The sequence below is a fragment of the Phenylobacterium sp. genome (assembly GCF_041691455.1).
Classification (GTDB): domain Bacteria; phylum Pseudomonadota; class Alphaproteobacteria; order Caulobacterales; family Caulobacteraceae; genus Phenylobacterium.
This window is the reverse complement of the sequence record NZ_JBEPUO010000015.1, coordinates 40,856-53,621: the sequence shown is the minus strand read 5'-3', so window position 1 is coordinate 53,621 and position 12,766 is coordinate 40,856. Positions and strand designations below refer to the sequence as shown.

Here is a 12,766-nt window from a genome sequence, read left to right as displayed (position 1 = left end):
AATGACGAGGGTCGGGGAGAGACATATGACCAGGTTCAAGTTTGGCGCGCTGATCGGCGCGGCCGTGCTGGCTTCCGCGTCCGCCCTGCCCGGCCTGGCGGCGCCGCTGAAGGCCCCGACGATCACCCAGTCCCTCGACATGGTGACGGTCGGCTCGCCGAAGATTTCGCCCGACGGCAAGCACGTCGTCTACGAGCAGACCACGACCAACTGGGAGACCAACGCCTTCGACACGACGCTGTGGCTGGCGGACGTAGTCACCGGCCAGAGCCGGCGGCTGACGCTGGCGCTGAAGTCGAGCGGCGACGCGGCCTGGTCGCCGGACGGGCGCTGGATCGCCTTCCTGTCCGACCGGCCGGGCGCGCTGGAGAAATCGCCCGCCGGCAAGAAGCAGCTCTACGTCATGCCCGCCGACGGCGGTGAGGCTCAACAGCTCGTGGTCTTCGAAAAGGGCGCCAACGCCTTCGACTGGGCGCCCGACTCCAAAAGCCTGGCGGTCAGCGCCGAGACGCCCGACCCGAAGGCGATGAAGGACCGCAAGGAGACCTTCGGCGACTATCACGTCATCCACGCCGACTACGGCATGGTTCAGCTCTGGCGGGTCGCACTGCCGAGCGTCGACGAGGCCGGGCGGGTCGGCGCGGTCGCCGCGCCCACGCCGATCACCAAGAGCGAAATCTTCAGCGTCGACGGATTTTCGTTCTCACCCGACGGGACGAAGATCGCCTTCAGCGCCCAGCGCGATCCCGACCTGATCTCGGCGGTGACCGGCGCGCTCTACACGGTCACCCTGGCGGACGGGGCGGTGAAGAAGATCGTCGAGGCGCCCGGGCCCAACAGCGACCCGCACTGGTCGCCGGACGGCTCGCAGATCGCCTTCCGCGCCGCGCCGGGCGCCAAGTACTTCTTCTACGCCAACCAGAAGATAGCCGTGGTCGGCGCCGATGGCGGGCCGGTCAAGGTCGTGAACCCCGGTTTCGACGAGGATGCCGCCATCCTGCGCTGGGCTCCGGAAGGGATCTATTTCGCCGGCCGCGAGGGCACCAACGCCAGCCTCTACCTGCTCGACCCCAGGACCTTGGCCGCCAAGAAGATCGCCCTGCCCGGCTCCGACATCGCCGCACGCTTCTCGTTCTCCAGCGACTTCCACCATGTCGCCTACGCCGGGGCCGGCGCGAACCGGTTCCCCGAGATCTACGCCGCGTCCCTGCCGGCCTCGGCCCCGGTCCAGCTGACCCGCGGGGGCGAGCAGTTCGCGGGCCTGGCCGTCGCCAGGCGCGAGCTGGTGCGCTGGAAGTCGGGCGACAGCGCGCAGATCGAAGGGGTGCTCTACAAGCCCGCCGACTTCGATCCGCACCGCAAGTATCCGCTGCTGGTGGTGATCCACGGCGGCCCGACCGGCGTCGACGCCCCGACGCTCGGCCCGGACCGCTATTATCCGATCGAGCGGTTCGTCGAGAAGGGCGCGCTGGTGCTCAGGCCGAACTACCGCGGCTCGGCCGGCTACGGCGAGAAGTTCCGGGCACTGAACGTCCGCAACCTGGGCGTCGGCGACTATGCCGACGTGATCTCCGGCGTGGATTCCCTGATCGCCAAGGGCTTCGTGGACCGGGACCGCGTGGGCGCCATGGGCTGGAGCGAGGGCGGCTATATCTCGGCCTTCATCACCACCTCGAGCGACCGGTTCAAGGCGGTCTCGGTGGGGGCCGGCATCTCCGACTGGATGACCTACTACGCCAACACCGACATCACCCCGTTCACCCGGCAGTACCTGCTGGCGACGCCCTGGGACGACCCGAAAATCTACGCCAAAACCTCGCCGATCACCTACATCGCCAAGGCCAGGACCCCGACGCTGATCCAGCAGGGCAGCGCCGACAAGCGCGTGCCCGTGGCCAATTCCTACGAGCTGCGCCAGGCGCTGGAGGATCACGGCGTGCCGGTGAAGATGGTGCTCTATGACGGCTTCGGACACCCCATCAACAAGCCCAAGCAGCAACGGGCGGTGATGGAGGAGAACGAGAACTGGTTCGGTCACTATATCTTCGGAGACCCCCTGGCGCCGGCGTTGACGCCGACCACTGCCGCGGCCCCCTGAATCCGGTCCGAAATCCGGAACAAAGGCCAAGCTTCGGCGTTCATTGTGACGGGGTCGTCAAGGAGCACCGTCATGGCCAGCGCTAACCCACCGCCACTACGCAACGAGGCGGAATTCGAGCACGCTTTGAGCGAGGTCGAACGGCTGCTGGAAGAGCCGCATGCGCCGGAGACTGTCGAGGACAAGTGGTTCAACCGGCTGCTCAGCCGCATCGCCGATTTCCATGACGAGCTGCCGCCGGCCCGGCGGGACGCCAACCTCGACCGCCTGCAGGACCTGGACGGGCAGTTGAAGGCCTTCGGCAAGCGTTGGCCGCATCCGGACGATCCGGATGGCGACCACCACTGGAGCCCGATGCTCGGCGGCGACATCGACCCCAGCCACCACCAGAGCTAGGCGGCGACCGTCGGGCGCAGGGGGTTCGGGCCATAGCGGTTCGTGCCCGCCTCGCCCGGCATGGCGCCCAGGTCGATGGCGGCCCAGATCAGCACCAGCGTGAAGAAGAAGTCGAAGAAGCTGTCCGGCTGCGGCCAGACCGCCACCGTCGCCACCAGGATCAGCGCCGCCCACCAGCCCGACCGGCCGCGGTCGTGCAGGCGCTTGGAAAGCACGCAGGCGCCGCAATAGAAGAGCGGCGGATAGACGAACCAGCCGGTGATCCAGTGCAGGGTCGCCCCGGCGATCGCCTCGTAGAGCGCCGCGGCGGTCAGCAGGGTCAGCGCCGCGATCCAGGACGGCAGGCGCGCGGCCCGGCCGTTGGCCGAGAAGAACAGCTCGCTCCAGTCGGTCTGGCCGTTCATGCGACGCCCCTAGAATCCGCCCTGAGCATAGCCCCGCTTGCGACCTAGGCGAACTCCACCAGCACCTCGTCAGCCGCGACGCTGTCGCCGGCCCCCGCATTCACCGCCTTCACGACGCCGTCGCGCTCGGCGCGGATGATATTCTGCATCTTCATGGCCTCGATCACTGCGACGGCCTCGCCGGAGCGGACCTGCTGGCCGACCGCGACGTCCAGGGTGACCACCAGGCCCGGCATAGGCGACACCACCATCTTCGAGGTGTCGGCGGCTTTCTTGGGCGGCAGGCGCTCATGCAGCTCGGCCGAGCGCGGGGTCAGCACCAGGACGTGCAGGGTGGTCGCGCGGTGGCGGACCACGAAGCCCTCGGCGGCGGGCTTCACCGCGGCGGTGAACTCGCGCCCGTCGAGGCTGCCGCGGAAGCTGGGCTGGCCGGGCCGCCAGCGCACGCCTTCGAGGTGCAGCTTCTTGCCCTCGCTCTCGATGACCACGCCGCCGCCGTTGCCGATGACCCGGACCTCGCGCTTCTCGTGGCCGACCACCACGATCCAGTCCCGCCGAAGCTGGTCCGGCGCCGCGCGGGCCAAGAGCGTGCGGTGCATGGAGAGCGCGACGGCGGCGATCAGGTCGCGCTGCGCCTCGCTGGGCGGCAGGCCCTGGAACCCGTCGGGGAACTCGTCCTTGATGTAGTTGGTGGAAAGCTTGCCGGACCGGAAGCGCGGCTGGTCCATCACCGCGGCCAGGAACGGGATGTTCTGGCCCAGGCCCTCGATGTGGAAGTCCTCCAGCGCCCGGCCCATGACGTCGATCGCCCCTTCGCGGGTCTTGGCCCAGGTGGAGAGCTTGGAGATCATCGGGTCGTAGAACATCGAGATCTCGTCGCCTTCGCGGACACCGGCGTCGTTGCGCACCTTGCCGCCCGCCACTTCGCCTTCCTGCGGCGGGTCATAGCGCACCAGGCGGCCGATGGAGGGCAGGAAGCCCCGGTAGGGATCCTCGGCGTAGATCCGGCTCTCCATGGCCCAGCCGTCGATCTTCAGGTCCTTCTGCGCGAAGGGCAGCGTCTCGCCGTGGGCCGAGCGGATCATCTGTTCGACCAGGTCGACGCCGGTGATCAGCTCGGTCACCGGATGCTCCACCTGCAGGCGAGTGTTCATCTCCAGGAAGAAGAAGCTCTTGTCCTGGCCGGCCACGAACTCGACGGTGCCGGCCGAGTCATATTGCACGGCCTTGGCGAGCGCGACCGCCTGGGCCCCCATGGCCGCGCGGGTCTTGGCGTCGAGCAGCGGGCTCGGCGCCTCCTCGATGACCTTCTGGTTGCGCCGCTGGATCGAGCATTCCCGCTCGAAGAGGTGGACGACGTTACCGTGCTTGTCGCCCAGCACCTGGATCTCGATGTGGCGCGGGCTTTCGATGAACTTCTCGATGAAGATGCGGTCGTCGCCGAAGCTGGCCTTGGCCTCGGCCTTCACCGCCGGGAAACCCTCCTCGACGTCCTGCCGGGTCCAGGCGACGCGGATGCCCTTCCCGCCGCCGCCTGCCGAGGCCTTGATCATCACCGGATAGCCGATGCCTTCGGAGATCTTGATGGCGTGCGCCGTGTCGTCGATCTCGCCGATGTGGCCCGGAACCACCGAGACGCCGGCCTTGGTGGCGAACTTCTTCGACTCGATCTTGTCGCCCATCGCCTCGATGGCGTGCGGGTTGGGGCCGATGAAGACGATGCCCTCGGCGGCGCAGCGCTTGGCGAAGCCGGCGTTCTCGGAGAGGAAACCGAAGCCGGGATGGATCGCCTCCGCGCCGGTCTCGCGGCAAGCGGCGATGATCTTGTCGGCGACGAGATAGGACTGGGCGGCGGGCGGCGGACCGATGAAGACCGTCTCGTCGGCCATCTCGACGGCCATGGAATCGGCGTCGGCCTCGGAGTAGACCACCACGGTGGCGATCCCCATCCGGCGGCAGGTCTTGATGATGCGGACGGCGATTTCCCCGCGATTTGCGATCAATATCTTTGAAAACATCTACGCCCGCGCAAGCCTCACTTCCGAACCGAAGGCGGGGACCTTAGATTGACCGTCATGAGCACGCCACAACTCTCCCCGTCCCACCTGTCGCCGTCAGGCTTCGACCTGGCTCCGCCTACCCCTGAGGAACGCAAGACCCTCGAGGCTTCCCTGACCCGCGAGGAGGCCGAGGTGCTGCTGCACCACGGCACCGAGGCGCCGTTCTGCGGCGGCCTGCTCGATCAGAAGGACGCCGGGATCTACTGTTGCCGGCTCTGCGGCCTGCCGCTCTTCGAGCACAAGACCAAGTTCGAGAGCGGCACCGGCTGGCCGTCCTTCTGGGCGCCGGTCGACGAAGCCCACGTCAAGGCCGTGAAGGACGTCTCCTACGGGATGGTCCGCATCGAGACGCTCTGCGCCCGCTGCGGCAGCCACCAGGGCCATGTCTTCCCCGACGGCCCGCCGCCGACCCGCCTGCGCTACTGCATCAATTCGGTATCGCTGGAGTTCGTCCCCTACGGCGCGCCCCTGCCCGACCGATTGCACCGTGGCGAGGGTGTCGCCGCGGCGGTCGCGAGCGCCTGACGGCCTAGCTCACGGCCGCGAGCTCCATCTGCGCGATCTCGGCGATGGCCAGCGCCGGTCCTGGATCGAAGCCGTCCCGGATGCACCAGGCCGCGGAGGCGCCGGTATGGGCGTGGGTCCAGGCGAGCACGCGATCCAGCGGCAGCCTGGCGGCCTCGGCGATCACCGCCGCCTGGGTGACGAGGCGGCCCGGGGCGACGGCGGTCGGCTCGTCCGGATTGCACAGGATGTTGGCGTAGTCGTAGCCCCGCTCCCCGAACAGCCCCTTGGGGTCGATCGCCCGCCAGCCCAGGGCCCCGCCGTCCAGCACATTGGCGTGGTGCAGGTCGCCATGCAGCACGCAGGGCTCGCGTGGCTCGGCGAACAGCGCCCTGGCGGTCTCCAGCGACGCCGCCAGCACTCCGCCGTGGGCCGCAGCGGCCGGCGCCAGGGCCCGGAACCAGCGCTCCAGCGGCACCAGTCCCCCCGGCGGTCCGCCAGGGCGCGGGGCGTGCAGCCGATCGGCGACTGCGCAGAGGATCCGGCTGGCCTCGCCGTCGCGGCCATCCCGGGCCATCTGCGCCAATGACAGCGGGCCCTCCAGGCGGACCATCAGCAGGGCCTCGTCCTGGTGCGCCAGGACGGGCGCCGCCCCATCGCCCGCCCACCAGGTCATCTGTGCGGCCCCGCGCCGCTCATCGGCGTCGGCGGCGAGCTTCAGCATGGCCGGCTGGGCGCCGCGCCGGACCGGCATCAAGAGGCTCCTGGAATAACCCGTCTCGAAGGGTTCGCCGTCCGGCGCGAGTTCCCAGCGGGCGAGCCAGGGCGCAAACCTCTCGAACTTGTCCGTCATGCGACGATCCGCCCCCAAAGCTTGGCCGCGAGGCCGGGTCTAGCCTGCCGCCCGCGACAGCCTGCGAGCCATGCCATGAAATCCAGATCCGCCGAAGCCCGCGCCCGGGCCCGCGCCGACGAGGTTCGCGAGACCAGCGTCACCATCCTGCGCGGCCTGATCCCCACAGCCACCATCGACGCCTGGAACGCCGCGTTCCAGCCGCTGCTGGCCGCCGCCGTGGCGCGCGAGGGCGACGACCCCAACCGCGGCGCGCATCGCCACTATGTGACCCTGCCCTTCCAGGAGCCCTGGGCCGATCCGCGGGTGATCGACAACGACGCCATCATGGCCGTCGTCGAGGAGCTGGTCGGGGCCGACGGGGTGATGTGCCAGCTCGCCAGCGACACGCCCCTCTTGGGCTCCGAGCACCAGGACCTGCACCGAGACACCCAGCTGCTGTTTCCGGAGAGCGGCGCGGAGAGCCCGCCCTACCAGCTGGCGGTCAATTTCCCGCTGGTCGACGTGACCGAGGAGAACGGGCCGATGGAATATGCCCCCGGCACCCACATGACCTCCAAGGCCGATGGCATGGCCAGGATCGCCTCGGGCGAGGCGCCACTGATCCCTGTCCATATGGCGCGTGGGGACGTGATGATCCGCGACGTCCGTCACATCCACCGGGGCACGCCCAACCGCACGGGGACCCCGCGGCCGATGGTGGTGATCGGCTATTCGCGGCGGTGGCTGTTCCGGCCTGAGGTCGATATCCGCGTGCCGGCCGGCGTGCTGGCCGCCCTGCCCGACCGCGCGCGGCGCTGGCTGCGGTTCAACCCGGTGTTCGAGACCCAGGCGGAGGCCGCCCAGGCCGTGGAGAGCTACCGCGCCTTCGCCTACTAGGTTTTCGAGGGGTCTTCGCCGGTGTTTTCGCGGGAGCGATGGCGTCGGACAGCGCCTCGGCGAGCACGGGATTGGAGTCGACCTGATCTTTCCACAGCATCGCCTCGTTGCGGTCGCGCAGGTTGATCCCGCGGCGCAGGGCCTTCATCCAGGGCGGATTGCCCTTTGGGTCACGCCAGTAATCCAGGTGCCGGAACCGGGGCTCGCCGATCGGCACGCGCACGTCGCGCACGCCGGGGCCGAGCTGAGGGGCCACCGGCCCGGAGATGAAATCGCCGAGCACGCCCAATCGGCTCGGGAAGAAGACATTGGTCCACACCGTCGGGCCAAAGACCGCGGCGTGATGCGGGGTGCGCGCCGCCGCCCCCGCCGGATAGGAAAAGCTGGGCGGCTTTCCGGGCTCCTCTTCCAGCCACGGCGGCGAGGTCGGCACGTCGCGGATCGCCTTCTTGCTCTTCAGGTCCTCAGCGTCGCGGGCCAGCAGGACGTCCGACGAGCTCAGGGGACAGCCGAGGGTGATGTAGTCGCTGACCAGCCACAGCGGTCTCGGAACCTGGTCGCCCGTAGTCTGCGATGGGCCCTTCAGTTTCGAGAGCTCGTCGAAATAGGTCCGCTGCGCCGTCCGATAGGCCGTGAGCCCGCCTTTCCGGGATGGCTTGTCGCGCAGCGCCCGGGCGAGGGCCTCCAGCGCCTCCAGCCGGGCCATGATCGGCGAGCCGGCCGGGTGGCCGTCGGCGAGGTCCTGATGGGCGATCCGGCCCCAGGCGTAGTTCAGGACGTCGAAGCCCACCACGCTGCCCAGGGAGTGGCCGACGACGACGATCCGGTCGTAGTCGCCGCTCGCATGCAGCTTGGCCAGGAGGTCTATGCCCGCCTCGCGGATCGTCTGGCGCACCGCGACATTGCCGGGCGCGGGGCTGAGATAGCGGGCTGCGTCGCCGACCACCGGCACAAGCCAGTTCGCCGCCAGCAGCGATCCGCCGAAACCGATCAAGGCCCAGAGCACGCCCCCCAGCCGCCCCTCCGGCGCCCATTTGAACGCGGTGAGCGCCGCGAAGAGCGCCACGGCGGCGAGCAGGACCAGGCCCGCGATCCAGCCCCCGACCAGGCGATCGGGCACCCGCGAGCGCGGCCGCACCAGCAGGCGCAGCAGCCAGCCGATCACGGCGCTCAGCGTGTTGCCCTGCATCAGGTGCGCCCAATAGAACTCGAAGAAGTCGACGCGGCGCTTCTTGGCCCCGCGCCAATCGCGGGTGGTGATCCGGCGCAGTTCAAAGCTGCCGGTGATCGCGTCGGGCTTCGAATAGATCGGGTCGTTCACGCCCTCGATCACCACGTCGGGATCGCAGGTCCAGGCCGCCTCCACGAAGCCGCGCAACGTCTCCATGGGCCATTGCTCGCCCATGCCGTGGATCATCACCACGGCGGTTTTCCAGGCTTTGGGCTTGGCCCGAGGCCGCGGCCTGGCGGCCGGTCGAGCCGCGCCCCTGGGTCCTCGCGCCATCCCTGCCCCCTTGCGTGAGCGCAAGCGAGGAGCATGGCCCGCCCGAGCCGCGCCCGCAACTCCAGGCGAGCGGCTCGGGCGGCTACGACTCAGGGGTGTGCAGGGTTAGTTCTTCCGGCCCGCCGTCGACTGGCCGGCGCCCGCGCCGCCGGTCCCGTTGGCCACCGGGTCGTCGCTGCGCATCTCGGCGTCGAGGGCGCTGTCGCCATAGCCCGAGGCCGGCCGGGTCAGGAAGGAGCCCCGGTCCAGGCGCAGGTTGTTCTGCACGTGGTTCACGCCGGAAATGTCCTCGACGATCCGCTCGGCGCGGTGCTTGGCCTCGCGCGTCTCGACCGTGCCCGACAGGGTCACCTCGCCGGCGGAGACCGAGAGGTTGATGTTTGACGCGTCCAGCCAATGGTCGTCGGTCAGCCGCTCATGGGCGTCGTCGCTGATCCGCTCGTCGGAGCGCTTATAGCCCTGCGGACCCTTGCCGCGGGCGCTGCTGCCCTGGAAGTCGGGGTCGTGGATGCGGGATTCCGAGCCCGCGCCGAACCAGGCCGCCACGCGCTCGCCGGCCCGGTGCAGGAACTCGCCGGCCCCGCGGCCCGCGCCCTCGAACCGCTCCGTGCGGCCCTCGCGCTCGCCGCCGCCATAGCCCGGCCGGCCGTAGCCCTCGGCATGGTAGCGCGCGCGTGTCGGGCTGTAGCCGGCGTCGTAGCCGCGCGGCACGTCGCCATACTCGACTCCGCCCTGGCCATACTCCTCGCGGTAGATGCGGCCCGCGCTGTCGTCGCCGTAGAAGCGGCCGCCGGTCGCATAGTCCTGGCGGGTGTAGTCCTCGCTGCCGAAACGCGGGCCGCGGTCATACATCGCCGGGCTGACCCCGCCGTAGTGGCGATCCTGCCAGCCGCGTGAGGGCCCGCCGCGAATCCCGCTCGGACGCGGGCCGCCATAACTCGCTCCGCTCTCGCCTTCACCGAACACCCGGTCCCGATCGGGCCCGCTGCGCTTTGCGCCGTAGGCGTCCGAGCGGTCGTTCCAGCTACGGTCCTCGCCGTCCTCGCGCCGGACGTCGCGCATGCCGCGCCCGTCCCGCTCGCGCATCTGCCGCTCGCGATCGTCCATCCAGTTGCCGCCGGCCATGGGGAAGTCCTCCGTCTGTGTGTGGCGTGGGCCGAAGCCCTCGCGCTCACAACCGGACCCATCCGGGGGAGGTTCCTCGAAAAACGTCTCCTAGAGCGGAATGTTGTCGTGCTTCTTCCAGGGGTTGGTGAGCTGCTTGCCCGCGAGGTTCCTCAGCGCCCTGACGATCCGCCGCCGGGTGCCGTGGGGCATGATCACGTCGTCGATGTAGCCGCGGGAAGCTGCGACGAAGGGGTTGGCGAAGCGGGCCTTGTACTCGGCCTCGCGGGCGGCGATCGCCTCCGGGTCGCCGATCTCGGAGCGGAAGATGATCTCCACCGCCCCCTTCGAGCCCATGACCGCGATCTCGGCGGTGGGCCAGGCATAGTTGACGTCGCCGCGCAGGTGCTTGGAGCTCATCACGTCATAGGCGCCGCCATAGGCCTTGCGCGTGATCAGGGTGATCTTCGGCACCGTGGCCTCGGCGAAGGCGAAGAGCAGCTTGGCCCCGTGGCGGATCAGGCCGCCTTGCTCCTGCTTGGTCCCCGGCATGAAGCCCGGCACGTCGACGAAGGTGATCAGCGGGATCTCGAAGGCGTCGCAGAACCGCACGAAGCGGGCGGCCTTGCGGGAGGCGTCGATGTCCAGCACGCCGGCCAGCACCTGCGGCTGGTTGGCGACGATGCCCACCGGCTGGCCGTCCATGCGCGCGAACCCACAGACGATGTTCTTGGCGTAGTCCGGTGAAATCTCGAAGAAATCGGCCTCGTCCACGACCTTTGAGATCAGCTCCTTCATGTCGTAGGGCTTGTTCGGATTGGCCGGCACCAAGGTGTCGAGGCTCATCTCCTCGCGATAGGGCTCGTCGAAGCTCTCGCGCACCGGCGGCTTCTCGCGGTTGGAGAGCGGCAGGAAGTCGATGAGGCGGCGGACCTGGGTGAGGGCCTCCAGGTCGTTCTCGAAGGCGCCGTCGGCCACGCCGGACTTCAGCGCATGGACCCGATAGCCGCCCAGCTCCTCGTGGCTGACCTCCTCGTGTGTGACCGTCTTCACCACGTCGGGCCCAGTCACGTACATGTAGCTGGTGTCCTTCACCATGAAGATGAAGTCGGTGATGGCCGGCGAATAGACGTCGCCGCCGGCGCAGGGGCCCATGATCACGCTGATCTGCGGGATGACGCCGGACGCCAGCGTATTTTCGAGGAAGATGTCGGCATAGCCCGCCAGGCTCTCGACGCCCTCCTGGATGCGCGCGCCGCCCGCGTCGAAAAGGCCGATGATCGGGGCGCCCATCTTCAGCGCTTGGCGCTGCACCTTGAGGATTTTCTGGGCGTGGGCGCCGGAAAGCGACCCGCCGAACACCGTGAAATCCTTGGAGAAGACGAAGACCACCCGGCCGTTGATCCGGCCCCAGCCGGTGATCACGCCGTCCCCCGGGATCTTCTGGTCGCCCATGCCGAAGTCGGTGGCGCGATGCTCGACGAACATGTCGAACTCCTCGAAGGAGCCCTCGTCCAGCAGGAGGTCGACGCGTTCGCGGGCGGTCAGCTTGCCCTTGGCGTGCTGGCTGGCGATCCGGCGTTCGCCACCGCCCACCATCGCCTCGGCGCGCCGCTTGTCGAGCTCTTCAAGGATGTGCTTCACGCGAACCGGCCCTTCCCGTTGCCGAGGCAAGGGGTAGAGCGCGCCTGCAGCGGTGGCAAGGTCAGGCCTGGAGGTCTACCGGGCTGAGGGAGAGCGCCTCGCGGGCGGTCTGCAGCTCGCGCACCGCGAAGGGCGTCTGTGGGCCCTCGACGTCGTTGGCCGGCGCGTCGGCCAGGATGGAGATCAGCCGGTCGATCTTCGCCACGGCAAGCGTGCGGGCCGGCTGGCTCACGCCCCGCGACAGGTGCTCCTGCGCTTCGATCAGCGCCGACATGGCGGCGGGCGCGAAGGCGACGTTGGCGGCCAGGTGCTGGGAAGCGGGCGGCCGCGGGCGATCCTCGGCCGTCGGAGCCTCGGCGATCGGCGTGACGGCGCGCACCGTCATGACCGATATCCGGTGGAGGCTGCGATAAGGCGCGAGTGACGCGACCACGGGCCTGGCTCCGTTCCCATTCCGGCACAGTCGCCGGGGGTTCGCAGGCTGCGGCGCAAAATCCGGACCTCGCGGCGTAGCGCGGGTCTGCGGAGGCCTAGGAGGATAGACCCCGGAACCACCGCTCCAGCATGGCCGCCTCGCCGGAAAGCCGCTCCGTGCGGGCCGCGGCCTCGTCGTCGACGCCCCATTTCTCCTCCTGCCAGGCCTCGTCCAGGCGTGACAGGGCGAAGGCCTCCGCGCCCGAGAGCCAGCCGCGTTGCAGGGCTATGGCCAGCACGCCGGAACCGAACAGGGCCGCGCCGAACGCCAATCCCGTCAGGCCGAAATCTTCGAGCGCCAGGGCGATGGCCTTCACCCGCGCCAGGGTCTCCGGCGGCTGGACCTGGTGGACGATCCCGGCGGCCCGGATGAAGCGCAGATGGGCCTCGGCCTCGGCGCGGTCGAGGACCGGGCCCCAGAGGCGCTCCTGGCGCTCCAGGAGGCCTGCGGGCTCGGTGGCGTAGTAGCAGAGCAGGTCGGAGGCCGCGTAGTCGGCGATCGCCTGGGCGGTGGCGTCGCGGGCCTGGGGGATCGATTCGATCGCGGTATTGGCCAGGCGCGTGGCGTGCATGGCCGCGAGTTCCAGCCGCTCGCCCTGCGCGGCCCACTCCTCGGCCACCTGGTCCGCGAGGGCCTGGGTCGGCAGGACGACCTGGCCGCCCTTGGGCCCGCGGAGCTGGCGCGCGTCCAGCAGGACCGCGTAACCGCCCTCGGCCGGCGCGACGCTGACCGCGGCGTAGAACCGCCTGGGCTTGTCCCCCGGTTCGTGAAATCCTCGCGCCAACGCTTCACTCCCGATACGCGACGGCCCAGGTTACGCCGCTTTCGTGTGACATGACGGCGAT

Annotated in this window: 12 protein-coding genes; 4 read left to right on the top strand and 8 right to left on the bottom strand. The window is 69.5% G+C overall.

The window, feature by feature from the left end:
* The first annotated feature begins 25 nt into the window (after positions 1 to 25).
* Together ACESMY_RS16190 and ACESMY_RS16185 are read left to right on the top strand one after the other, a co-directional pair.
* On the top strand, positions 26 to 2,098 hold the full coding sequence (locus ACESMY_RS16190; protein ID WP_372785646.1) for a prolyl oligopeptidase family serine peptidase: 2,073 nt from the start codon (positions 26 to 28) through the stop codon (positions 2,096 to 2,098).
* Positions 2,099 to 2,170: 72 nt separating this feature from the next.
* The gene (locus ACESMY_RS16185; RefSeq protein WP_372785645.1) at positions 2,171 to 2,494 is read left to right on the top strand and encodes a hypothetical protein; all 324 of its coding nucleotides are present in this window, start codon (positions 2,171 to 2,173) and stop codon (positions 2,492 to 2,494) included.
* Here the strand turns inward: ACESMY_RS16185 and ACESMY_RS16180 are convergent.
* Together ACESMY_RS16180 and ACESMY_RS16175 are read right to left on the bottom strand one after the other, a co-directional pair.
* Complete coding sequence (locus ACESMY_RS16180; RefSeq protein ID WP_372785644.1) at positions 2,491 to 2,898, bottom strand: DUF805 domain-containing protein; 408 nt, start codon at positions 2,896 to 2,898, stop codon at positions 2,491 to 2,493. The two genes, ACESMY_RS16185 and ACESMY_RS16180, sit on opposite strands and share 4 nt — an antisense overlap.
* A 44-nt stretch (positions 2,899 to 2,942) precedes the next feature.
* Positions 2,943 to 4,916, bottom strand: coding sequence for an acetyl-CoA carboxylase biotin carboxylase subunit (locus ACESMY_RS16175; protein WP_372785643.1), 1,974 nt, complete (start codon positions 4,914 to 4,916; stop codon positions 2,943 to 2,945).
* Positions 4,917 to 4,973: 57 nt separating this feature from the next.
* Between ACESMY_RS16175 and msrB the strand changes: the two genes are divergently transcribed.
* Entirely contained in the window at positions 4,974 to 5,483 is a 510-nt protein-coding gene (gene msrB, locus ACESMY_RS16170; RefSeq protein ID WP_372785642.1) for a peptide-methionine (R)-S-oxide reductase MsrB, read from the top strand.
* 4 nt (positions 5,484 to 5,487) lie between these two features.
* Here msrB and ACESMY_RS16165 read toward each other — a convergent pair whose 3' ends face one another.
* The gene (locus ACESMY_RS16165) at positions 5,488 to 6,315 is read right to left on the bottom strand and encodes an aminoglycoside phosphotransferase family protein (RefSeq protein ID WP_372785641.1); all 828 of its coding nucleotides are present in this window, start codon (positions 6,313 to 6,315) and stop codon (positions 5,488 to 5,490) included.
* A gap of 75 nt (positions 6,316 to 6,390) precedes the next feature.
* Here ACESMY_RS16165 and ACESMY_RS16160 point away from each other — a divergent pair, with 75 nt between their 5' ends.
* The gene (locus ACESMY_RS16160) at positions 6,391 to 7,194 is read left to right on the top strand and encodes a phytanoyl-CoA dioxygenase family protein (RefSeq protein ID WP_372785640.1); all 804 of its coding nucleotides are present in this window, start codon (positions 6,391 to 6,393) and stop codon (positions 7,192 to 7,194) included.
* Here the strand turns inward: ACESMY_RS16160 and ACESMY_RS16155 are convergent.
* The 5 genes from ACESMY_RS16155 to ACESMY_RS16135 form a co-directional block, all read right to left on the bottom strand.
* Positions 7,124 to 8,617 (bottom strand): hypothetical protein, encoded by a 1,494-nt coding sequence (locus tag ACESMY_RS16155; RefSeq protein WP_372785639.1) that lies wholly within the window; start codon positions 8,615 to 8,617, stop codon positions 7,124 to 7,126. The two genes, ACESMY_RS16160 and ACESMY_RS16155, sit on opposite strands and share 71 nt — an antisense overlap.
* Positions 8,618 to 8,803: 186 nt before the next feature.
* Complete coding sequence (locus ACESMY_RS16150) at positions 8,804 to 9,823, bottom strand: BON domain-containing protein (protein WP_372785638.1); 1,020 nt, start codon at positions 9,821 to 9,823, stop codon at positions 8,804 to 8,806.
* 90 nt (positions 9,824 to 9,913) lie between these two features.
* Positions 9,914 to 11,446 (bottom strand): acyl-CoA carboxylase subunit beta, encoded by a 1,533-nt coding sequence (locus ACESMY_RS16145; protein ID WP_372785637.1) that lies wholly within the window; start codon positions 11,444 to 11,446, stop codon positions 9,914 to 9,916.
* A gap of 61 nt (positions 11,447 to 11,507) precedes the next feature.
* A complete protein-coding gene (locus tag ACESMY_RS16140; protein ID WP_372785636.1) occupies positions 11,508 to 11,831 on the bottom strand; it encodes a hypothetical protein in 324 nt (107 codons plus the stop codon).
* Positions 11,832 to 11,976: 145 nt separating this feature from the next.
* Positions 11,977 to 12,705, bottom strand: coding sequence for an ATP12 family chaperone protein (locus ACESMY_RS16135; RefSeq protein WP_372785635.1), 729 nt, complete (start codon positions 12,703 to 12,705; stop codon positions 11,977 to 11,979).
* Positions 12,706 to 12,766: the final 61 nt, after the last annotated feature.